Annotated in this window: 17 protein-coding genes; 16 read left to right on the top strand and 1 reads right to left on the bottom strand. The window is 45.0% G+C overall.

All coding sequences use genetic code 11. From position 1 onward, the window contains the following. Nucleotides 1-117 precede the first annotated feature (117 nt). Nucleotides 118-1,197: a glycosyltransferase gene (locus tag ACVBDY_RS04245; protein WP_447174224.1), complete on the bottom strand. Its 1,080-nt coding sequence runs from the start codon at nt 1,195-1,197 to the stop codon at nt 118-120. Nucleotides 1,198-1,267: 70 nt separating this feature from the next. Here ACVBDY_RS04245 and trmB point away from each other — a divergent pair, with 70 nt between their 5' ends. From trmB to ACVBDY_RS04165, 16 genes are all read left to right on the top strand, one after another. Continuing rightward, nucleotides 1,268-1,939: a tRNA (guanosine(46)-N7)-methyltransferase TrmB gene (gene trmB / locus ACVBDY_RS04240; protein ID WP_447174223.1), complete on the top strand. Its 672-nt coding sequence runs from the start codon at nt 1,268-1,270 to the stop codon at nt 1,937-1,939. A 61-nt stretch (nt 1,940-2,000) separates the two neighbouring features. Next, a complete protein-coding gene (locus tag ACVBDY_RS04235; RefSeq protein WP_447174222.1) occupies nt 2,001-2,642 on the top strand; it encodes a LysE family transporter in 642 nt (213 codons plus the stop codon). A gap of 141 nt (nt 2,643-2,783) precedes the next feature. Further along, a complete protein-coding gene (locus ACVBDY_RS04230; RefSeq protein WP_447174376.1) occupies nt 2,784-3,140 on the top strand; it encodes an MGMT family protein in 357 nt (118 codons plus the stop codon). 164 nt (nt 3,141-3,304) lie between these two features. Beyond that, on the top strand, nt 3,305-4,438 hold the full coding sequence (locus tag ACVBDY_RS04225; RefSeq protein WP_447174221.1) for an Mrp/NBP35 family ATP-binding protein: 1,134 nt from the start codon (nt 3,305-3,307) through the stop codon (nt 4,436-4,438). Nucleotides 4,439-4,497: 59 nt separating this feature from the next. Beyond that, nucleotides 4,498-4,737: a NifU family protein gene (locus tag ACVBDY_RS04220; protein ID WP_447174220.1), complete on the top strand. Its 240-nt coding sequence runs from the start codon at nt 4,498-4,500 to the stop codon at nt 4,735-4,737. 117 nt (nt 4,738-4,854) lie between these two features. Further along, nucleotides 4,855-5,907, top strand: coding sequence for an NAD(P)/FAD-dependent oxidoreductase (locus ACVBDY_RS04215; protein ID WP_447174219.1), 1,053 nt, complete (start codon nt 4,855-4,857; stop codon nt 5,905-5,907). A gap of 1,150 nt (nt 5,908-7,057) precedes the next feature. Next, nucleotides 7,058-10,054, top strand: coding sequence for a SusC/RagA family TonB-linked outer membrane protein (locus tag ACVBDY_RS04210; protein ID WP_447174218.1), 2,997 nt, complete (start codon nt 7,058-7,060; stop codon nt 10,052-10,054). Between the two features lie 130 nt (nt 10,055-10,184). Continuing rightward, nucleotides 10,185-11,840: a RagB/SusD family nutrient uptake outer membrane protein gene (locus tag ACVBDY_RS04205; RefSeq protein WP_447174217.1), complete on the top strand. Its 1,656-nt coding sequence runs from the start codon at nt 10,185-10,187 to the stop codon at nt 11,838-11,840. A 191-nt stretch (nt 11,841-12,031) separates the two neighbouring features. After that, a complete protein-coding gene (locus ACVBDY_RS04200) occupies nt 12,032-13,048 on the top strand; it encodes a DUF4861 family protein (RefSeq protein ID WP_447174216.1) in 1,017 nt (338 codons plus the stop codon). Between the two features lie 43 nt (nt 13,049-13,091). Beyond that, nucleotides 13,092-14,330, top strand: a complete 1,239-nt coding sequence (locus tag ACVBDY_RS04195) for a glycoside hydrolase family 88/105 protein (protein ID WP_447174215.1) — start codon at nt 13,092-13,094, stop codon at nt 14,328-14,330. Nucleotides 14,331-14,521: 191 nt separating this feature from the next. Then, nucleotides 14,522-16,150 (top strand): glycoside hydrolase family 43 protein, encoded by a 1,629-nt coding sequence (locus ACVBDY_RS04190; RefSeq protein WP_447174214.1) that lies wholly within the window; start codon nt 14,522-14,524, stop codon nt 16,148-16,150. A gap of 81 nt (nt 16,151-16,231) precedes the next feature. Then, entirely contained in the window at nt 16,232-16,972 is a 741-nt protein-coding gene (locus ACVBDY_RS04185) for a rhamnogalacturonan acetylesterase (RefSeq protein ID WP_447174213.1), read from the top strand. Between the two features lie 423 nt (nt 16,973-17,395). Then, entirely contained in the window at nt 17,396-17,992 is a 597-nt protein-coding gene (locus ACVBDY_RS04180; RefSeq protein WP_447174212.1) for an RNA polymerase sigma factor, read from the top strand. A gap of 524 nt (nt 17,993-18,516) precedes the next feature. Then, the gene (locus ACVBDY_RS04175; protein WP_447174211.1) at nt 18,517-19,497 is read left to right on the top strand and encodes a FecR family protein; all 981 of its coding nucleotides are present in this window, start codon (nt 18,517-18,519) and stop codon (nt 19,495-19,497) included. Nucleotides 19,498-19,623: 126 nt separating this feature from the next. Then, nucleotides 19,624-23,103: a TonB-dependent receptor gene (locus ACVBDY_RS04170; RefSeq protein WP_447174210.1), complete on the top strand. Its 3,480-nt coding sequence runs from the start codon at nt 19,624-19,626 to the stop codon at nt 23,101-23,103. Nucleotides 23,104-23,124: 21 nt separating this feature from the next. After that, nucleotides 23,125-24,909 (top strand): RagB/SusD family nutrient uptake outer membrane protein, encoded by a 1,785-nt coding sequence (locus ACVBDY_RS04165; RefSeq protein WP_447174209.1) that lies wholly within the window; start codon nt 23,125-23,127, stop codon nt 24,907-24,909. Nucleotides 24,910-24,942: the final 33 nt, after the last annotated feature.

The raw sequence follows: 24,942 nt of genomic DNA, 5'->3' as shown, positions 1-24,942 counted from the left end.
AAATGTATAAATCCCTCCCCATTTTGGAGAGGTGCCGAAGGCGGAGGGGGATCGTTCCCCAATAGCGTAAGTACCCCCGTAGGTCAAAAAAAACTCCACCAAAACTAAAACCCCGATCTATAAAACTTCGAAATTTTCCTTTGGAGATGTAAACAATTCGAATAATTCGGAAAAGTCAAAGCTGTTCACCGGTAGTTCGGGCAGGCCACTGTATTTTTCCACCTCCGAAAGCATTTGTATCCGGAAATCTTTTTGTTTGGCGTAAGGTACCATGCCCTTTTTGTGCAGACGTTTTGCCAGGTATTCCTGTTCGTACTGCCCGGGGGTAGGAATAAAAAAGGCCTTTTTTTTCAGGTTAACCAGGTCCATGATGGTGGTGTAACCCGATCTGGAAAGTACCATGGCACTTTGGTTCAGTGCGGTTTCCAGTTCTTCGGACCGCATAAAGTTATATACGATAATATTATCTTTTTTCTCTATGTGTTGTGTTGCCTCTATTTCTCCTCTTACAAAAAGAATATTGCCTTGGTAATCAGTGATTTCCCTGGCCAGTTTATTTTCCAGTAAAGTGCGCTGCGGTTCCGGTCCGGAAAGTATGATGGCCAGATCGTAATGTATGTCCAATTCCTTTTTTTGCAGCCTGCTGAGGGGGCCTATATACTTGACAGGGATGGATTCTTTTTTGAGGTGTCCCAGTTTTCCGCTGAGGTTGGGTTTTTCCGCTACGTCCGGGACCCAGCACTGGTCAAATTTTCGTATGAATTTGCGATGAACCCTGGAACTGAGCCAGGAAGTGCTCCCCGTCAGGACATTGAGCTGGTGTGTTATAAATACGGAGGGGATACTTTTGTTATATACCCCAAGGCGGTTATCGGAAATAATACCATGTATTTTTTGTTCGCGGATGATCTTTTTCACCAGTTTTTTTTCCCGGGCGATGGCTTTGACCATTTTAGGCGAGTCCCATATCATTTTCAGCTTAAAGAACTTTCCTTCCCTGGCATATTCTATCTGGTATGAAGGCAGGTAGAGGCTTTCCAGTTCGGGAAATTCTTTTTTCAGCAGTTCCAGGGCAATGCCGTCGGAAGCTATAACAGGGCAAAAGCCGTTTTCCAGCAATGCCCGTATGACGGGAATGCACCTGGTGGCGTGCCCCAGGCCCCAGTTCAGGGGGGCAACAAGTATTCGGTTATTCATACTTGCAAAATAAGGATTTCCCAAACAGATAAATATTTCCTTAATTTTGCCAAAAAATTAAATAATTGTTGTGGGCAGCAAAAATAAGCTAAGGCGGTTTAAGGAGAACGAAACTTTTTCCAATGTTATACAACCGGAGAGAGACGAAATAATTTCCGGAGGTTTCTCCCTCAGAGGGAAATGGAGGTCCGATGTTTTTAAAAACGAAAATCCCGTGGTACTGGAACTCGGTTGCGGTAAAGGGGAATATGCAGTAAGTCTTGCGCGTAAATACCCGGATAAGAATTTTATAGGGGTAGATATCAAAGGCGCCCGTTTCTGGAGAGGAGCAAAAACCGCACTGGAGGAAAACCTGGGGAATGTGGCCTTTCTGAGGACCCAGATAGAACTTATTGACCTGTTCTGTGACCAGGGCGAAGTGGATGAAATATGGATTACTTTTCCCGACCCGCAGATCAAATACAAAAGGACAAAACATCGGCTGACCAATTCGGATTTTCTTGCGAAATACAAAAGAATATTAAAGGAAGATGGTATTATGCATCTCAAGACGGACAGCGAATTCATGCACGGTTATACGCTGGGCCTGTTGCATGGACTGGGATGCGAAATACTATATGCACATCACGATGTGTATGGCAATGAATATTCGCCGGAAGAAGTGACCGGTATACAGACTTTCTATGAAAAACAGTATCTTGAGCAACAAAAACCGATAACGTACATAAAATTCAGGCTCTGAAACCTTCCGGAACGAAAATAACAGGGAACTACATATTCCCCGAAAATATAACCAACCGAAAATGACACATGCAGTAATTCTCTTTTTTGCCACATTTTCCGCGGCTTCCATGGGCGTTATGCTCCCGGGGTTGATAAATATGACGGCGGCAAAGACAAGTGCATTAAAAGGCAGGATTAACGGTATTTTGTTTTCTGTAGGGGCATCCCTCATCGTCATAGGACAGGCCTATATAGGGGTGCTGGTATCTAAATATCTTTACAGAAACCCGCACATTATTGATACATTGCTCAAAGTGGCGGTGATCGTATTTGCTTTTTTTGCCGTCTATTTTTTTATGACCGGAAGAAAGAGGAAAGAAAAGAAAATGCGGTCCGCCTATGTAAGCAAGCGAAAGAGTTTTTTCAAGGGAATGTTGTTATCAACACTCAATCTTTTGCCCATTCCGTATTTTTGCGGTCTTAATGCGGCCTGGAACGTTTCCGGGTGGATCAAGTTCGAGGTAACGGATATCCTTATTTTTATCCTCGCTGCCGGGCTTGGTACCTTCGCCACGCTATATATTTATGTCGTGTATTTTAATAGACTGCAACGTAAAGGGAGATTTACGAAATATTCGGACTACATACTCAGCGGATTGATGCTGGTTTTGGTAATTATAACGCTGATTCGTATCTTTTACAGCGAATTTGAGGTGGGCTGATGTGATAATGTGTCAATGGGATAATTTGATAATGGAGTTAAAAAGATGAATAATTTCTCCCCCTTTAGGGGGAGATGCCGTAGGCAGAGGGGGTGTCCCCTCCCTGAAAAACCAAACCGTTTGAAGCCGAAAAATACTTCCATGAACCCCGATAACGAAAACTTTTTTGAAAAAGTATATGCTGTAGCCCGGAAAATCCCTTACGGAAGGGTCACTTCCTACGGCACTATAGCCCGGTACCTGGGCACGGCCCGTTCCGCACGTATGGTAGGCTGGGCCATGAATGCCTGTAATGGTAGGGAAGACGTTCCGGCACACCGGGTGGTAAACCGGAAAGGACTACTGACCGGGAAGCACCATTTTGAAGGGACCAATCTTATGCAGCAACTCCTGGAAAACGAAGGTGTTGAGGTTGAAAACAGCCAGATAACAAATTTCCGCCAAATCTTTTGGGACCCTTCCGAAGCGCTGGATCAAACGGCGGAAGGCAATAGGTAAATACTGTAAAAAACCCTGAAAAGTTAAAAAGATTGTTTTGCCGGCATAAAATAAAGGATGCCTATCTCCGGATTGAGTATTTCTATATAAAGGCTTTAAAATATGGAAGCGAAACCTTATCTTTGTAATTTAGAATGAGTTTAATTTAGAATGAATCTGCACTAATGAAGTTAGATCGAAAAAAAATATTAAAAGCATTAGAAACCATAACTGTTCCCGGAGAAGGTACAAACATGGTAGATAGCGGCGCTGTCACCAATGTGATGACTTTCGGCGATGAGATTGTGGTGGATATCACCATAAAAAATCCCAGTTTACAGGCACGGAAAAAAACCGAAGTGGAGATACTGAAGGTTATTCACAAAGAAGTATACGAAAAGGCAAAAATAAAAGTGAACCTCAAGGTAGAGGCCCCGGAAAAAAAGCCACAGATAAAAGGAAAATCCCTGCCGGGCATCAAGAATATCATAGCCGTAGCTTCCGGAAAAGGAGGCGTAGGGAAATCAACCATAACTGTTAATCTTGCGGTTACCCTGGCTAAAATGGGATTTAACGTAGGATTGCTGGATGCCGATATATATGGTCCGTCAGCGCCTATCATGCTGGATGTGGAGCGGGAAAGGCCGATTGCCGTCCAGGTGGACGGAAAGTCCAAGATGAAACCCGTGGAAAATTACGGGGTCAAAGTCTTGTCTATCGGATTTTTTACGCAGCCCAATCAGGCTGTGATATGGCGTGGCCCAATGGCTTCCAAGGCACTGAACCAGATGATCTTTGATGCGGCGTGGGGAGAACTCGATTTTCTTTTGGTAGATCTACCTCCCGGAACAGGGGATATTCATTTGAGTATCATGCAGTCGCTCCCGGTTACAGGAGCGGTAGTGGTGAGTACACCACAAAATGTGGCACTGGCTGATGCCAGAAAAGGAGTGGCCATGTTCCAGCAGGAAAGCATTAATGTTCCGGTATTGGGCATTGTGGAAAATATGGCATATTTTACCCCGGAAGAATTACCGGATAACAAGTATTATATCTTTGGAAGAGGAGGAGCCAGAGATCTGGCTGAAGACCTCAATGTCCCTTTCCTGGGAGAAATACCGCTGGTGCAGAGTATCCGCGAAGCGGGAGATGTAGGGCGGCCCGTAGCTTTACAGACGGCAACGCCTCTCGAAGCGTCCTTTGAAGAACTGACGAAGAATGTAGTGCAGGAAGTAGTGAGCCGTAACGAAAGTCTGCCGGCTACCGAAGCAATAAAAATAACAACAATGGCCGGATGTTCGGCGGTGAAAAAAAGATAGTATGCTGACCCCGAAGGAGATTATGGTAATTTCCCGGCAGTGGTCTTAAACATGGAAAGATGACAAAAGAAGAATTAAAATTGAATGTAGAAAAAGCCTTGGACGAAATCCGCCCCTTTCTGAAAAGTGATGGCGGTAATATATCTCTTGTTTCCATAGATGGCGGTAAATTAGTTAAAGTACGTCTCGAAGGTGCCTGTACGGATTGTCATGTAAACCATATGACACTTAAGGCAGGGGTAGAGACAACTATTAAAAAGTACGCCCCTCAGATAGAACAGGTAGTAGGCGTTAGTTAGGGCACGATAAGGCAGTACAAAGTTCTCTTTATACTTGGGGTAAAGGGACAGAATTTGTATTGCCCGCATTTTTCCGGGGTTTCGGAAAAGAGTAGAAAAATCCTAATTTACTATACAATGATTAAAACAGATATACTTATTATCGGTGCCGGTCCAACAGGATTGTTCGCCGTTTTTGAGGCCGGGTTATTGAAATTGAAATGTCATATTATCGATGCCCTGCCACAACCCGGGGGACAGTTGTCCGAAATATATCCGAAAAAGCCTATTTACGATATTCCCGGTTTTCCCGAAGTACTTGCGGGAGACCTGGTAGGTAATCTCATGGAACAGATCAGGTCTTTTGAGCCCGGGTTTACCCTCGGAGAACGGGCAGAGACCATTGAAAAACTGGAAGACGGCAGTTTTATCGTTACAACGAATAAAGGAACCAGACACCATGCTCCGGTTATTGCCATAGCAGGCGGGCTCGGGAGTTTTGAGCCGAGAAAGCCCCCGTTGGAAAGTATTGATATATACGAAGATAATGGTGTGGCCTACTTTATTAAGGACCCCGAAATGTACCGGGACCAGAAAGTAGTTATCGCCGGAGGAGGAGATTCTGCTCTCGACTGGAGTATTTTCCTGGCTGATGTGGCTTCCGAAGTGACCCTGGTACATCGTCGTAATGAATTCCGCGGAGCCCTGGATTCCGTAGAAAAAGTCCAGGAACTTAAAAAACTGGGGAAAATAAACCTGGTCACTCCTGCCGAAGTTACCGCCCTGCATGGAAATGGTAAACTCGAAGCGATTTCCCTGAACCGTGACGGGGAAACGGAACTACTGGAAACAGATCATTTTATCCCCCTTTTCGGTCTTGCTCCCAAGCTTGGCCCCATAGCTAATTGGGGCCTGGAGATTGAAAAAAATGCCATAAAAGTAAATAATGCCCTGGATTTTCAGACCAATGTTCCCGGAATTTTCGCGATAGGAGATGTAAATACCTATCCTGGAAAACTGAAACTCATCCTTTGCGGCTTTCACGAAGCTACATTGATGTGCCAGAGTGCTTACCAGATCGTGAATCCCGGTAAAAAGTATGTGATGAAATATACTACGGTTAGTGGAGTAGACGGCTTTGACGGAAGTCGCAAAGAAGCTCCCAAAGCAGTTATAAAGTCTATTGAATAGTCTTGTTTTACGGTTTAATGTAAATGTGGAGTAGAAAACCACTCCTTCCTGGGCAGGCCGAAAAGGTGATTCCATAGTATGTGGCTTGCGATGTATTGCAAAACCAACATCGAAGCCATACACAGCAGAAAACATATAAACTGCGTATAGCAGCCATTCCAGAGAAGTACAACATTGCGAAGCCAGGACATCGAACGGGAACCCCGTCCCCATGAATATCGGTGCGCGCGCCGGTAGTTGATGGCCATAGCAGTCATGGCTTTTATAATCCTTGGCTGGGTCGTCCGGAAGCATTTCCGGTGGTGGAAACTGTTGGGGTTTTTATTTCCGGACAAGCCCGGATAGTCCCATTTAAGGGAATACGTATATACGGAACCGAGCCCCGTACGCCGAAAAGGTAACCGGGTAAGCGGCGAACTGATCTCAGTTTGCCGCTTTTGCATTTGCGCATACATTCACAGGCAACCGGGTTGACCGCTCTCCCAACTTCTTAGGTATTCATCCCCTTTTTCCTTTACCGTTAAACCTATCCATGGCACCGTAAACCGGGGTCTCGGTACTGCCTATATATCCCCCTGAGCCGTAAACGGAATACTCCCGGCTTATACCCTTGTCTGTTATGCGGTAAACCCATCCGGGTATGAAATAAGCCGTAACCCGGTAAACGGTTGACAGAATTCCGTTTACGACAAGCAGGATTCCTTGGGCCGTTCACCCATTCCCGGTACAATGAAAGCGGAATCCTGTTTACTGCTAAGGCAACCGGGTGTGACATCAAAAGCAACCCGGTAAGTGGTTAACGGGGATGGGTAAGCTGCATACTAAACTCTATCCGGCATAAACAAGGTTACGTTTATTGCTGTTTTGCAGCTTTCAAACCGTGAGGTCCTTCACTCCCTTTTTGTTCTGTACATTCCCGGAAAGCCGAACGGCCTTTTAAGAAAAGTGCTAATAATAGCCTTTATTTGAAGTTATTTATCTGAAGAAAAATGTAAAGATAATGCGTTATAAGTTTAAAAATTGGTTATTCAAATGTCTTTTTTGTAAAAAATACACTAAAAAATTTGTGGATAGTTTATTTTTATATACTTTAGTGCAATCGATTACAAAATGCTTAATCATCTATTAACTAACTAATTTTTTAACAATAATGAATTGTAAGCTATTCTCTATGGTGCCTGTAAAGACCGTTTGGACTTTCTTTTTATTGGGGAGTTTGTTTCTATCACAATCTGCCCATGCCCAGGAAAAGACAATTACAGGTACAATAACTGACGAGCAAGGCGTGCCGTTACCAGGGGTGAACATCCTGGTACAGGGAACGACCACCGGAACTCAAACCGATTTTGACGGTAATTATTCTATTGACGCCGCACCGGGGCAGGTACTGATGTTTACTTATATCGGACTGAAAAAGGAAGAAAGGACTGTCGGGAATTCGGATACTGTTAGCCTGCAGATGAGTGAAGATGCCGAGGCATTGGATGAAGTTGTGGTTATCGGATATGGGGCCGTGAAAAAATCGGACCTTACCGGTTCTGTTGCTTCTGTAAAAGAACGCGACCTTACGTCGATACCCGTTACCAATGCCCTCGAAACGATGCAGGGAAAAGTGCCGGGGGTAGACCTTACTAAATCCAGTGGAGAAGCTGGTGCCGGTCTTAATTTTTCCATACGGGGAAACCGCTCCCTGAATGCCGATAATGGCCCGCTGGTAGTAGTGGATGGTATGATCTATGGCTCTACACTGGACGTAAACCCTAATGATATAGCCTCTGTGGAAGTACTGAAAGATGCATCCGCCACCGCTATATACGGTACGTTGGGAGCAAACGGGGTTGTATTGATCACGACTAAAAAAGGGAGATCCGGAAAGAGCAAAGTCTCCGTAAACAGTTATTACAGTATACAGACCCTGGGAGGATATGCGGATATTATGAGCGGCCCGGAATGGGTACAATTACGGAGAGAGTCCAGAAGGACCGTAGGGGAATGGAGCAGTCCGGCAGATGATGCCAATATTTTTAACCCGACCCAATTACAGAATTTTCAGAACGGTATCTGGACGGACTGGGCCGACCAGCTTCTCGGTACCGGTAGCCAACAAAATCACCAGGTAAGTATTTCGGGAGGATCTGAAAAAACGACATATTATTTCTCTATGGAATACTTCCGAGAAGAAGGCCTTCTGCAAAATGATAACCTGGACCGTTACAGCGGCCGGTTGACTGTGGACCATAAAGTGCTGGACAACCTGAAAGTTTCCTCCAACATTATGTATACCATGAAAGACCATGACCGGAGGAGAGACCCGCTCAACCAGGCGAACAAAATGAGCCCGCTGGGCAGGCCCTATGACGATGAGGGAAATCTTATTACTTTTCCCGTAGGTGATAGCTCTACACTTAACCCGTTGGTGGATGAACTGCCCGGAAATTATACGGACAATGAAGACAACAAACGTTTCTTCGGTAATATCAGCCTGGACTGGACACCTATAGAAAACCTTACGTTCACCTCCCGGCTCGGGATAGACCATATGAACTTCCGGAGAGGTATATTTTCCGCTACCAATACCCTCGAAGTAGGTGCGGACGGACTGTCACTGGCCAGTGCCGAGAACGGAACCTTTAACCGGACCACCTGGGAAAACTTTGCCAATTATACTTACACTACCGGGAAACATGAAATATCCGGATTACTCGGTACCAGTATTTGGAAAACCACGGAAGAGAATTATACCGCGGAAGGAAGGGACCTGGCTTCGGCTACGATGCTGTTCCACAATTTGGGCGGACTGCAGTCCCAGATAAGGGTGAACAGCAGCCTGGAAGAAAAACAACTGGCTTCTTTCTTCGGAAGGGTCAATTATAAATACGCAGACAAGTATCTCTTTACCCTGTTGATGCGGGCAGATGGTTCTTCCGTACTCGCACCGGGCAACAAGTGGGGATATTTTCCTTCCGGGGCATTCTCCTGGGTGCTTAAAGAAGAGAATTTCTTAAAAGATAACCAGACCATATCACAGTTAAAAGCCCGGATAAGCTACGGTATATCCGGTAATAGCGCGGTGTCACCATACCAAACTCTCGGAAGCCTTTCCAAAAGTACATATGCTTATGACCAGGGTACGGACGAAACCCCGGCATTCGGGTATTACCCGTCACTCATAGCTTCCAATAACCTAAGCTGGGAAACAACGGCAACGACCAATGTCGGTCTGGACTTCGGTTTTTTCAATAACCGGATTTCAGGCTCTCTTGACCTGTACCAACAAAACACAAGCGACCTCTTGATGCAAAGAGCATTACCTACATCTTCCGGATTTAGCACAGCATGGGACAATATCGGTAAGACCCGTAACAGGGGACTCGAACTTTATATCAATACGATGAATATTGTTCCGCAAAACAATGGTTTTGGCTGGAGTTCGGATATTACGTTCACAACAAACAAAGAAGAAATACGAGAACTTCCGGAAGGAGATCGCGACCTGGCTAACGGTTGGTTTGTCGGACAACCCATCGAATCTTTCTATGATTATGAAAAACTGGGTATCTGGCAACTCGATGAAGCAGAACAGGCGGCATCCTATGGGCAGGAGCCGGGAGATATAAAAGTAAAAGACCAGGATGGAGACGGAGTGATTACTCCCGAAGACAGGACAATCATTGGAAGTACCGTACCCGATTATACCCTCGGGTTTAACAACAGGTTCAGCTATAGAGGCTTGGAACTTAATGTATTTGTATATGCAAGACAAGGACAAAGTATTATCAGTGAAGCTGCAGGTTCTTACAAGGTAGATGCCCTGGAAAACGGCCCGAAAGTAGATTACTGGACCCCGGAAAACCCGACCAATGCCTATCCGAGACCCGATGCAGGGACCAGTCGTGCAAGTACACAATATTACTCTACCCTGCAATATGTGGACGGTTCTTTTATAAAGATCCGGGATATTACCCTGGCCTACAGCTTTCCGCAGTCCGTAACAGAATACCTGAAGATAGCCAAACTTCGCTGCTATGCTACCGCCAAGAATTATTTTGTATTTAGCAAAATAGATCCTTATGATCCCGAAAGAGGAGGAAATCTGAGTTTCCCTATGACACGACAGTTGGTATTCGGAATTAATTTAGAATTGTAAGAACTCAAGAAAAGCTGGAAATCATGAAATGCCTATAAGCAAAATTGTGATACCGATTAATGTGCTTGCTTTAGGCATTCCTCCCGATAATCATCGGGATGACCTTTGAAAAACAAATAAAAATGAACAGATGAAATTAAGAATCATAATACTTATTACACTTATAGCCGGCGTGTTTGCTTCCTGCGAAAGTTTCCTCGAAGAAGATAACAAATCCGGACTTACCGCCGACGCCTATTATTCTACTTTAGAAGGTATAGAAGCACTGGTAAACTCCTGTTACACCCCTATGCGTTTCTGGTATGGAAAAGAAAACGGAATAGCCTTAACCGAAACGGGGACCGATATCTTTACCCGTGGTAACGGTATGGAAAACCCACCGGTTGCATTGTATAACTCCGACCTGTCGGGGGCCAATGATCCCATAGAGTTTTACTGGACCAGGCTTTATTCTGCGCTGAATACCTGTAACGCGGCGGTAGAGCGCATACCCGAATCCCCGCTGGAAGAAAACCTGAAACCGGTTCGCCAGGCAGAAGCGAGGTTCCTGCGTGCATTCTATTTATGGCATATTGTGGAAACCTGGGGCAGTGTACACCTCTTTACCGAAGAAGTAAAAAATATACAGGAAACCGCTACCCGTACCCCGGTAGACAGTTTTTACGACCAGATATTCGAAGACCTGGAATTTGCGGTTGAAAACCTGCCACCCTCGTCCGATGATTACGGAAGGGCTAACAGGGCAGCGGCAGAAGCCTTCCTGGCCAGGATGTATCTCACCAGGGGTGAAGATGCCCTTGCCTCCCGGCATGCTAAGAATGTAATAAACAACTATGGCTTTTCGCTGGTAGACAACTATGCCGATCTTTGGGATATAAACAATGTAAGGAACCCGGAGATCGTATGGCTGGTAAATTTTACGGCCGACCTGGTGCTGAACCTGGAACTGGAGACTCCCGATGAAGATGAGGATATACTCCTCAGGGACGGGGGCAATAACTCCCACCTGTTCTTCCTGATGACCTATGACCAGTTGCCCGGAATGACCAGGGATATAGAAAACGGTCGTCCTTTTGCAAGGTTTATGCCTACTGCGCATTTACTGGACCTTTTTGACGAAACAATGGATTCCCGTTTCGATGCCACATTCCAGAGTGTTTGGTATTGCAATAATCTGAGCAATGCCCCGGAAGGCATGCAACTGGGTGATACGGCGATCTATGCAACCAAATACGTGATCCCCGATGCAGAGAAAGAAAATAAGCCTTATACGATTATTGACCGTAGCAGGACATATAATGACAATGATGCTCCGCAGGTAAGGGACCGTTATGTATCCCTGCGAAAATTTCTCGATCCTTCACGTCAGACCATATCGCAGCAACAGGGAAAAAGAGATGCTTTTGTTATAAGGCTTGCCGAAATGTACCTCATTGTCGCCGAAGCGGAAATGAACCTGGGAAATATGGGCGATGCCGTACAATATTTTAACGAGGTGAGAAGAAGGGCGGCCCTGCCCGGGCATGAAGAGGATATGGAGATTGCCGAAGGAGACCTGAATATAGATATGATACTCGATGAAAGAGCGAGAGAATTCGCAGGAGAGCAATTGCGCTGGTTCGACCTTAAGCGTACCGGCAAACTCATTGAAAGAGTACAGCAATGGAACCCTGATGCATCGGCTAATATTCAGCCTTTCCACCAGGTCAGGCCCATACCGCAATCCCAGCTCGATGCCGTTACCAATAAAAGTGAATTTACCCAAAATGAAGGCTATAACAGATAGCATGTTCTTATAAATTAAGTTTAGTGTTTGAAAGGAGCCCGGTTAGTGTGTTGTTTAATGGGCTCCTTTTTTTAAAATTCCAATCCTCAATATCATTCTGAGCCTTTCGACTGTCGCTCAAGGCAGGCTAAAGCAAAGAATCCCAGTGAAGAGAGATTTGGAATTTAAAGTTCAATCATAACGATCAAACCATGAATACATTTAAAATCACAGTCGTTTTGTCTCTACTAGCTCTAGTATCTTGTAAAGACAAGGAAAAAAAAGAAGAAAAAGAACCCGGAACAGAAAAGGTGAAAGTCGCAGTTCCACCAAAACATGTCTATGCCGAAATTTCGATCAAGGAAGGCGGTCAATGGCAGGACGGCCCCCGGGACCATAAAGAATACGTGGGGGGGACGTTTAAGAACGTTAATAGCCTGGAAGTTCCTGAAGAACACACCGATCACACCTGGTACATCCGTTACGAAGGCCCGGGTTGGGAAAACAAAAATGTGGGCTATCGCCTGTACCTCGACTGGCGTAATGCTATCGACGTCTGGGGAAAAAAAGTGGATACCCTCGTGTTGCCTTACGTAGGGCAGGACGGTTTCGATTCCTACCACGAACCTGCCGATTGGGGAATGGATGTCCTTAAAGTTGCCAAAGGTTTGGGCGTTGGTAGTTACGGCCGCCAGGTTGAAGGGACTACCCATCATTTTAATGTTGTGGCAAATACCTCGGCCCAAGTCGAAAATACGGATAATGAAGCCCTGGTAACCATCAATTACAACGGGTGGGAAACCCCCGGCGCTACTATCGATCTGCAAAGCAAACTCAGCATGTATCCCGACGGACGTTATATGAAAGCCGTGCTGAAACCTTCGGAAAAGGTGGAAGGTCTTTGTACCGGTATCGTTAAGTTTGACGATATCGATTTTCTTCAAAAGGAAGGTGAACAATGGGGATACATCGCCACTTATGGCAAGCAATCCCTATCGGGTGACGATGATGACCTTGGAATGGCCGTTTTCTATAAGCTTTCGGAAACCGAAGAAACCACTAAAGGTGAACATGACCACCTGGTTATCTTTAAACCGGCCGATACGGTAACGTATTACCTTCTCGCCGCCTGGGACCAGGAAAAGGACGGAATTACAACCCAGGAAGAATTCACTGTCCATTTGAATGAACTATTGACTCAACTGGATTCCGAAGGGAAGCTGGAGTAGCTGTTCCGTTTTTTAGAAATTTAACCAGATTAACCGTTTTAGAATGAAAATTATCAACCTGATAAAAACCGTTTGTTTGTTGCTACTTTCAGTAGCTGTTTTTTCCTGTAAATCCAAACAAGAAGAAAAGACCGCATCTCAAAAGGAAACAAAAACAGTTGCTGAAGACCTCAAATGGTCCGAAAGAATGGCCTTGTCGGAAATGGAGCGTTTTCCCGAAGCCTGGCAACTCGATTTTCATACCAAACCCAAATGGAGTTATACCCAGGGATTGGTTTTGAAGGGATTTGAAGAACTGTATAAGAAAACCGGTAAGGAAACCTATTATGATTATATAAAGGCTTTCGGAGATACTATGGTCAATGCCAAAGGAGAGATACTTACCTATGATATGGAAAAGTATAACATAGATATGATCAATGCCGGTAAGACGCTGCTTTATCTTTACAATAAAACGGAGGAAGAAAAATATCTCCTGGCCATTCAAACGCTTAGAAAGCAACTGGACAATCACCCCAGGACTTCCGAAGGCGGGTTCTGGCACAAAAAAATATACCCCTGGCAGATGTGGCTGGACGGTCTATATATGGGACAACCGTTCTATGCGGAATACACCAAAACTTTTGACAAAGGAGAAGCCGCAAAAAAAGCTTTTGACGATATAGCCCTGCAATTTCAGCAAATACAAAAACACTCAAGGGACGAGGAAACTGGACTGTTATATCATGGATGGGACGAAAGCCGTGAGCAAAAATGGGCGGATAAAGAAACCGGGACTTCCCCGCATTTCTGGTCCAGGGCCCTTGGCTGGTATGCTATGGCCCTTGTAGACGTACTGGACTTCTTCCCCGAAGATCACCCGTCCAGGAAGGACTTAATCGAATACCTGAACCAACTCGCCGTAGCTTTGACGGATTATCAGGATAAAGATTCCGGACTCTGGTACCAGGTTACAGATCAAGGGGACAGGGAAGGCAATTACCTGGAAGCTTCCGGCTCCTGTATGTTTATTTATTCCCTGGCCAAAGGTGTGCGAAAGGGTTATCTGCCACAATCTTACATGGATGTAGCAAAAAAAGGATATCAGGGGGTGTTGGACCACCTTATAGAAGTCGAAGACAATGGTGTGGTAAACCTTACACAGGTATGTGCCGTAGCAGGACTGGGTGGAAATCCGTATCGCGATGGTACCTATGAATATTATGTCAACGAAAAAATAAGGTCCAATGATCCGAAAGGGACAGGCCCGTTCATCCTGGCCAGCCTGGAACTGGATAAATAGTTCCGGAATTGTGAATTATCTGGTATTTTTCTTTATGGCCTCTAAGTTCCCCTCTTGAGAGGGGCTAGGGGTGTGTTCCTGATGAAAATATAAATATAAGAGTTATTAGTTCGGGAATTGTAAGATCCCGGTGTGTTTTTCCGGTGCCGATGACACTTTTAGGCCGGACGTATAAAAAATAAATATTACCGATGCATAAAATAAGTACGACCATAGCGTTATTTACCCTATTGCTGTCACAACCTGTTCTGTTTGCCCAGGAATTCGTATCCGAAGCCTGGGTATCCGACCAGGGAGACGGAACCTATAAAAATCCAATTTTACATGCCGACTATTCCGATCCGGACATCTGTAGGGTAGGCGATGATTTTTACATGACGGCATCCAGCTTTAATGCCATTCCGGGACTGCCTATACTGCACTCGAAGGACCTGGTCAACTGGAAACTTATAGGTTATGCGCTGGACCGCCAGCCTCCTTTCGACCATTTCAGCAAGCCACAGCATGGTAACGGGGTATGGGCTCCGTCCATCAGACATCATAACGGAGAATTTTACATCTACTACGGCGACCCGGATTTTGGTATTTACATGATAAAATCCCAGGACCCGGCCGGACCGTGGGAAGAACCCGTACTGGTGGAAGAAGGAAAAGGGCTTATAGATGCCTGCCCGCTTTGGGATGATGACGGAAAAGCCTACCTGGTACACGCCTATGCAGGAAGCCGGGCCGGGATAAAAAGTGTTATTGTAGTAAAACCCATGAATGCCGAGGGGACGGAAATTACAGGGGCCGGTAAACTGGTTTTTGATGGTCACGATGCCCATCCTACGGTAGAGGGGGCCAAATTTTACAAGAGGAACGGATACTACTATATATTTGCCCCGGCCGGGGGAGTTTCTACAGGATGGCAACTGGCCATGCGGTCTGAGCATCCGTACGGGCCGTATGAAGAAAGAATAGTTATGGACCAGGGAAAAACCGGTATTAATGGTCCACACCAGGGAGGATGGGTGGAACTTGATAATGGCGAAAACTGGTTTGTACACTTTCAGGACAAAGAAGCTTACGGACGTATTGTACACCTGCAGCCGATGGAATGGAAAAACGATTGGCCGGTAATAGGAGAAGATCGTGACGGGGACGGTAAAGGTCAGCCTGTTTTAAGGCATAAAAAACCGGATGTGGGAAGGTCATATCCCATAGAAACCCCCCAGGATTCCGATGAGTTTGACGGAAATGACATTGGCTTGCAATGGCAATGGCACGCAAACCCAGAAGCAACATGGGCTTTTGCCAATCCTGCTGCGGGGAAACTGCGTTTATTCACTGATAAATTGCCGGATGACGGCAAAAACCTTTGGGATGCGCCGAACCTGCTTCTGCAAAAATTTCCGGCGGAAGAATTTAAAGCCACTACCGCACTGGAATTTCATCCTAATCCCAAACTGGATAACGAAAAAACAGGACTCATCGTCATGGGGATGAGCTATGCCTATATTTCGCTGGAAAGTAAAGACGGTGAAATACATATCAGCCAGGTGGTCTGCGAAGATGCGGAACACGGTAAACCGGAAAGAATTGTAGAGACAGTGAAATTGAAAGGAAATAAAGTTCAGTTCCGGGTAGAAGTGACCGAGGGAGGGAAATGTACGTTCGGCTATAGTACCAATGGAAGTAAGCTTAAGTCTTTAGGGGAGACTTTCAGGGCGGTCCCCGGAAAATGGATCGGGGCTAAAGTAGGGCTTTTTGCCATAAGGGATACGAAGATCAATGATTCCGGTTTCGCGGATATCGACTGGTTTCGTATTGAACAGTAAAGATTGATATGGGATTTAGAATAAAAAAACATGGATTATAGGAAAAAATATAATGTGCTAGGCCGGAAGATCTGTTTTAGCATGTGTTTTATATTATTCACCGCCATTTGTCTTGCTCAGGCTACGGACAAAGAACAAAACAAGCCGGTGACAATCTTCACTATAGGAGATTCCACCATGGCAGACAAACCCCTGGAAGGGGGAAATCCAGAGCGTGGATGGTGCCAGTTGCTTCCGGAATTTCTCACCGGTGATGTGATAGTGGAAAATCATGCGGTCAACGGCAGAAGCTCCAGGAGTTTTATTTTGGAAGGAAGGTGGACCAAAGTCCTTTCCCGATTGAAGAAAGGAGACTTCGTATTTATACAGTTCGGTCATAACGATCAGAAATCGAAGGACCCTTCCAGGTATACCAATCCGTATACGGGGTACCGGCAAAACCTGGAGAAATTTGTAAAAGAGACACGGGAGAAGGGTGCCACTCCCGTACTTTTCACGTCTATAGTACGCAGGAATTTCAATGAATACGGCACCCTTATCGATACGCATGGAGACTATCCGTTAGTGGTAAGGTTGGTTGCCGATACCATGGAAGTAGCCTTTGTGGACCTGCAACGCCTTACGGAAAATATGGAGCTGTCCTACGGGCCCGAAAAATCCAAAGAACTCCATTTATGGTATGCTCCCGGACAACTGGATATTTATCCCGATGGAAAGCAGGACGATACCCACTTGTCTGTTAAGGGGGCAAGAGAAGTTTCCGGACTTGCTGTAAAGGCACTGAAAGATATAGACCTAGGCTTGTATGAGTATGTGAAATAGCCTGCTTTGGCTCTCTAAGAGTAATAATCCCCCGGAATACAATTTTGTTTATCAGGTTGTATCCAGGGGGATGGTTAAATCATTGTATCTCGGTTAATCCTAATCCTTGTTTCCCGGTACAATCTGCCTTTAAGGAAAGTCTGATTACAAGAGAAATAATTGTTAATACAATTGTAGGAAATATTCGCGATATTCAGTCTTATTTGTTGCTTTAATCGAATTTTCAGGTTTAAAAATTTGTTTTTGTGAAAATTATGTTAACTTTACTTCTGTCCATGTGTTCGATAACATAAAAATAGCAATGCTTTTGTAAGAAATTATAAACGGCTCCGGATTCTCATCCGGTCTGCCGGACCAGTTACACAAATATTCATGAATATACTTATAAAAAATCTTTTTTAAGATAAACGGATTTCAGTTATTTTGGAGACAAACAGGAAAACAGACGATTTGTGGGAAGAACTCCGGAAAGGGAGTACAGTGGCTCTTGGTTCCCTATACGACGAATATGCCGATGTCCTGTTCTCCTATGGCATGCGGATGTCCTGGGACCGTGAAAAGGTTCTCGATGGCCTGCATGACCTTTTCCTGGATCTGTATAAATACCGGAAAAAACTTTCACCCTGCTCCAATGTACAATCCTATCTGGTCCGTTCGTTGCAACGAAAGATCAATCAACAATACAGGACTGAGGAAAAAACGGTTTCCGTAGAAAGTACGGGGCAAAATATCCCTGCACCGTTGTTCGTGGTAAATTCTACGGAAGAAGAATATATTTTTAAGGAATTCCATACGGAAAGGGTCATACGTATGGAATCGTCGTTTAGTTTACTCACCGACAGACAACGACAGGCCTTATTCCTGAAGTTCAAGGAAGAAAAACCATACGAAGAAATAGCGGAGATCATGAATATTTCCATAGAAACTTCCAGAACGTTGATCTACCGGGCAGTAAAAGTACTGCGTGCCCATTTGCTTCCCTGCCTGCTCATCCTTTCGGGCCTCTTTTTCGGAAAATAGACTTCGATTTATACCATGTGGGTCTACCTTACCCTGAAAAAAAACAGGTACACTCCTGAATATACCCGTAAAATCTATCCTTAGATATTATGGTATACTGGTTATTTCACCAACTCATGTCCTATTTTGGTATCAGCATTGCTGATGCATTCCGCGCAAAAGATTGAAAGGATTGTCTGCGGTTGTCAAAGAAGGCCAAAGCTTTAAAGAAAAGAGTTACATGGTCTTTTTTGTGGATTATCGAATTTATGATTGTTATGGACCGTGTTTCTCTTTTTTAATTTTTCCGAAGCCCTTATTTGCTTTTTTTAGAAAAGAGGTTAAATATTTTTAAAAAAATCTTTAAAAAATTGTCTATGCGGGAGCAAAAACGCTCTCTTATATAGTAAAGGCGTTTTTATTGTGTTCGATGACATTATTTTCCGATAAGAGATAATGACCGAATTACGATAAACGAAAAAAAAACAATACGAGTTACGGTGGATATCCAAAAGGAAGAAAAGAGGGAATTAAAAGAACGGATAATGAGGTCCGTAACAGGCTATAAAAGGCGCGAAAGAATAAAACGGGGAACTCTTGTTCTCGGATGTGCCGTACTGATGTTATCGGCAGGGTGGTTTTATTTGGGAGGAGAGCAACCTTCCGCTATTTATGATTATGCCCGAAGCCTGGATAGGGATAGTCAAAAAAACGGGGGCGACGTAGAACTTATTTTAGAAAAAGGACAGCGTGTTAAACTGGCGGAGAGCGATTCTACCATAACCTATTCGCAGACGGGGAGCAAGGTAACTATAGGAAAGTCAAAAACTATTTCCCGGGAGAATACGGGTAAAGAAAAAACAGCATACAACACGCTTGTTGTACCCTATGGCAGGAGGTCCAGGATAGAACTTTCGGACGGCACTGTAGTTTGGCTGAATTCCGGTTCCCGACTGGTGTACCCGACTGCTTTTCCGGATGATAAAAGAGAAGTTTACCTGGAAGGGGAAGGAATTTTTGAGGTTACCCATAACACGAAAAAGCCATTTATGGTACTTGCCGATAACCATAAGATCCGGGTATTGGGAACGGTATTTAATGTGAGCAATTACAAAGAAGATAATTCCGTAAAGACCGTGTTAAAGAGTGGAAGCGTTGAGGTGGAGTATAGAGGAGACGGAATCTGGAAGGGAAAGAAAACCATTAAAATTGCACCGGGAACCATGACCGAATACGAAAAGAACACCGGAAAAATGACATCCGGGGAAGTTGACGTAGAAGATTTCTTTTCCTGGAAGGAAGGCGTGCTGATCCTCAAAAGCAGTAAAATGGAGGATATCGTAAAAAAGCTGTCCAGGTATTATAACATAGAGATAAAGATCGAAGATGAGAAATTGGCAAAAGAGACATTTTCCGGCCATCTCGATTTAAAGGAAAGTGTGGAAAACGTAATACGGACAATAAACAAGACCACTGATTTCAAATATTTCAGATCAGAAGAAAACAACCAATGGATTATTAACTAAAACTTTATTTATGAAACCGTAGAATTACAAAAAGAAACCGGAAGATGCTCCAACATCCCCCGGTGGAAAGAAATTAACCTTACTGTGCTTTACCAGTAAAAATTAATCAACAAACACAACAAAAGTATGAATAAAAATGCTAACCTTGGCTCCCGGGGGAAATTTCCCTTACGGAGGTACTTGTGGACTGCGATGAGAATTTTTCTTCTTTTTATCGGCATCGGATTATCTTCGGTTTATGCAAGTCATTCCTCCGCCCAGACGCGAATGGATATCGATGTTAAAAACGTTACGGTAAAATATTTATTCGAAGAAATACAAAAAAAGAGTGAGTACATATTCTTTTATAAGGATGGCACCTTAGATGAAAACAAACAGGTTTCCTTTACGGCAAAAGACATTACATTACAGGATATCCTGAACCGGGTATTCGGCCAGACCGATCTTACTTACGAATTGGATGGCAGGCAGGTAGTTGTTCGTAAAAAACCGGCAAAAATACCCGAAACTAACGAAACCGGTACTAACGTTCCGGTTGTGCAAGGCATAGAAATATCCGGTACGGTAAAAGATTCCGAAGGCATGCCCCTGCCCGGAGCCAATGTAGTGGAGAAGGGAACGACACATGGCACACAAACCGATTTTGACGGGAATTATGCTCTAACCGTTTCCGGTGAAAATGCGGTATTGCTGGTTTCGTATATGGGCTTTATAAGCCGGGAGATCCCGGTAAAGGGACAAACGGAAATACAGGTTACCTTAGAGGAAGACGTTTCCAACCTCGAAGAAGTAGTTGTGGTAGGATACGGAACCCAGAAGAAAGTAAACCTCACCGGGGCCGTGAGCCAGGTAACGGCAGAAGCCATTGAAAACCGGCCCGTGGCAAATCTGGGGCAGGCTTTACAGGGCGTGCTTCCCAACCTCAATATCAGTATACCTAGCGGGAACCCCAATGCTACACCTTCTTTTAATGTCAGGGGAGGGACTTCACTCCAATATAATTCTGATGACAGTAAGTATGAATTTCAGTCCGGTAGCCCTTTCATACTGGTAGACGGAGTGCAAATGGATATTAACATGCTCAACCCGGAAGATATCGAAAGCATAAGTATTCTGAAAGATGCTGCTTCGGCAGCAATTTATGGTGCCCGTGCCGCTAATGGTGTGGTACTGGTAACGACCAAGAAAGGAAGGCGGTCACAAAAACCGCAGATCACGTACAGTACTTCTTTCCAGTTTAACCGTCCTTCTGCCCGTCCGGACCTCCTGGATGCCTATACCATACAGGATGCAGCGATAAAAGCGGTGGAGTATGAAAACCGTACCCCTTCCGGAGATATGTACGATAAACTCAATGCCATTAAGGCATATATGGATAATCCGGAGGAGAATCCGCCTTATATAATGAGCCCGGGAGGGAGTATAATATGGGTGGCGAATACGAGGCCATATGACGAAGCGGTACGCAATGCCGCACCCATGATGAAGCACAACCTGAGCCTGAGGGGAGGGTCGGAAAAAAACACCTATATGATATCCCTGGGCTACCAGGACCAGGAAGGGATCTATAAAATAAATACGGATAAGTTCAAAAGGTATAATGTACTGGTTAATGTAGGTTCCGAAATCACGGACTGGCTCGGTATGGATTACCAGATCTCCTGGAATAATACCATATATGAAGAGCCCATTAGTCCGGCAGGAAAAGGTAGCTGGTGGTATGCTATGGCGCAGGAACCTTTCCGGAATATCAATATGCCCATAAAAACCCCGGCAGATTCTCCCGTGGGTGAGATGTATACGGATAATATCCTGTCCTTTATGAGTTACGGATCGAACAGAAAAAGCATGGACGAACGCTTGCTTATGAAAATAGCTCCTACCATAAAACTTTTGAAAGGATGGAACCTGAAAGCGGATTTCTCGTATATGTCCAGGAATTACAGGCAAAAAGAAGTATTGCCCGAATTATTGCGTGTGGATACTGATTGGAACAATCTTATAAATTCCCATACCAACCCGTCTTACATTGATAAAACGAGTGATCGCACAGATCAGTATACCCTGAATGTTTACACCAATTACGATACTACGCTGGGAAAACACGATATTTCCCTGCTGGCCGGATTTAACCAGGAATGGTTGAGGTATGAACATCTCAGGGGAAGAGGAGAGGGAATTTTATCGCCCAATATTCCGGTAATCAATCAGACTACCGGAAATGAATATGCTTATGATAGTGAAAGCCATTGGGCCGTAAGGGGGGCTTTTTACCGGATAACCTATAATTATGATAATCGTTATTTGCTGGAATCCAACGGAAGATACGACGGAACTTCCAGGTTCCCTGCGGACCGGAGGTTCAAGTTCTTTCCGTCTATTTCCGGGGCATGGAGATTTTCGGAAGAATCGTTCAGCGGATTCTTAAAACCTGTGTTTGACGAATTGAAGTTCAGGGCGAGTTACGGTAGCCTTGGTAACCAGAACGTATCCAATTATATCTATATCCCTTCATACGGAACAGTTTCACAGGTACAGCACATGTTTAACGGGGTACGCCCCATAGGCATCACACCTCCCGGACTGGTGGACCCCGATCTTACCTGGGAGACTTCCACGACTCTGGATTTTGGGGTGGATATGACACTATTGGGTAATAAACTCGATCTTTCTTTTGATTGGTACAGGAGAAAAACTACAGATATACTGATAGCAGGCGATAAATTCCCGGCTGTTCTGGGAGCGTCCTCACCTACAAAGAATTCGGGAGCTATGCAAACCGAAGGTTGGGAACTGGAAGTGAGATGGAAAGACCGGTTCGAATCTGGCTTCAGGTATGATGTGGCCCTGAACCTTTGGGATTATCAAAGCGAGGTCGTGACTTTTGACGGGAACCCGAATAAATTATTGAGTAGTTTATACGAAGGACAAAAAATGGGAGAGATCTGGGGTTATGAGACTTCCGGGATCTTTCAGACTGAGGAAGAGATAGAAGCCGCTCCAAGTCAGCATTTACTCAATTCCCAGTGGTTCCCGGGAGATGTTCGTTATGCCGACTTGGATGGTAACGGTGAGATAAGCCCGGGAGAACAGACAGTGGAAAATCCCGGAGACCGGAAAATAATAGGAAACAGCACCCCGAGATACCAGTTTGGCCTGAATATGAACGCTTTCTGGAAAAATTTCGATCTGAACATCTTTTTTCAGGGAGTTGGGAAAAGAGATTACTGGATAGATGGTTCGCAAAGTCTGTACTGGGGAGGATTGTCCAACGGGGCAGGGACCTGGGAGATTTATAACAATACCTGGACACCCGAGCAAAGAGATGCCCATTTCCCCGTATATAAAAACAAAGCAGCCAACAGGCAGGTACAAAGCAGGTTTATACAAAATGCAGCCTATATACGCCTGAAAAACCTGGCATTGGGTTATACGTTGCCACAGGAGATCAGTGAGAAGATAAAGGTAGAAAGATTGCGTTTATCCGCCTCCGCCTACAATATCTGGGAATATACTAAAGTCCCTGATGTATTTGACCCCGAACTCATGAGTGCCGATTACCCTATGATGCGGTCTTTTGCACTTGGCCTGCAGGTAACCTTTTAACAACGTTTAAAATATTTCCAAATGAAGAAATTATATATAGTCTTAACGGTATGTGCCGGGCTCCTGGCAGGTAGCTGTAACGATGATTTTATGGAAAGGTATCCACTGGATGAAGTTACGGATGAAAACTTCTGGCAGACGGAGCAGGACCTGGAATTGTATTGCAATGATCTTTATGCCCAGTATATCCGTGGTTTTAGTTATGGCTGGGGGCAAAATAACGTTAGCCCGTATGGCTATAATGAAGCCACTATTCCGTACGGGGATGTTATTACCGACAATGCTGCACCCGATTCCTATTCCAGGGTAGCTGCCAACGAATATAACGGCCATGTTACCGGGGGTAGTGGCAGCGGAGGCTGGAGTTGGGGGAATATGAGAAAACTCAATTATTTTCTCGATAATTACCTGAGAGGCGATGTAGATCCCGATGTGAGGAATGTATACCTGGGGGAAGTAATGTTCTTTAAAGCCTGGGACTATTATGAAAAAGTAAAGATCTTCGGAGATGTACCGTGGTATACCCATGTCCTGGAAACCAATTCAGAAGAACTGTATGCACCCAGAACACCCAGGGTAGAAGTTATGGATTCCGTAATGAAACTGCTTGATGATGCTATTGGTTATCTCCCTGAAAAAGGAGCACAGAAACCGGGAAGGATCCATAAGGATGTAGCCTTACACCTGAAATCGCGCATAGGCCTTTTTGAAGGAACCTACCGGAAATATCATACCGAACTTGGCCTGGAAGGAACGGCATTTCTGGAAGCCAGTGCCGATGCCTCCGAAAAACTGATGAATGCCGGGTATTCCATATATACCACGGGGGATATCAATGAAGATTACCACAACCTTTTTGCGCAGTATTCCTATGCTGATAACCCGGAAATTATTTTATGGAAAGAATACAGTGCCAATGAAAATCTGGGTGTAGCCTTCAGCAGGTATTACGCCCAGAATTTACGTCATCGACACGGAGCTACCAGGGCCCTGGTAGATTCTTATCTGTGTATTGACGGGCAACCTATAGCCAACAGCCCGCTGTTCCAGGGGAAAGATTCCATACAACAGGAAATGCTCAATCGCGATCCCCGGTTGAGGCAAACCATCTGTAATTTCGGGGAATATGCCCTGGCAGAAGGGGCAATGGGAGCCGATAATGCCCCCTTGCCCAATATTCCCGGTCTTAGCGGGAACAAATGCCCTACGGGATACCGGGTTGGCAAATGGTTCTTTAATGAGCCGGACGACTGGGGGCGGCTAACAAATGGTATGCAGGCCGCTCCTGTATTCCGCTATGCTGAAATTCTGCTCAATTATGCCGAAGCCAAATACGAACTGGGACAGCTATCGCAGGATATTATAGATCAAACGATAAACCGGGTAAGGGCCAGGGTAAACATGCCGGCGCTTAATCTCGGTAATATACCTGCCGATCCGGCACTGGACAACGATTATGCTACGTATTGCGATTATGTCCCCGAACCCGTACTCCGGGAAATCCGAAGGGAAAGACGTGTGGAACTGGCCTTTGAGAACTTCCGGTGGGATGATCTGATGCGGTGGAAAGCCGGGAAATTTCTCGAAAAACCGGTGGAAGGCATCAAATTCGTACAGGAGCAATTCCCCGGAGTTGTGGTGGGAGCAGATGTGTTTCTAAGTGGAGAAGGGGATATTTTGCCCTACTATCAGGTACTGCCCGAAGGCCGCACCTGGGATGATCGTCAGTACCTGTTCCCCATACCTATAGAAGACCTGGTACTCAACCCGAACCTGGAACAAAACCCGGGCTGGGAATCCAATTAATACCCCTGAAATGCTTTAACCTTAATTATTAAC

This window comes from Sinomicrobium halophytocola (genome assembly GCF_052983395.1).
This window is presented reverse-complemented; position numbering and strand designations above follow the sequence as displayed.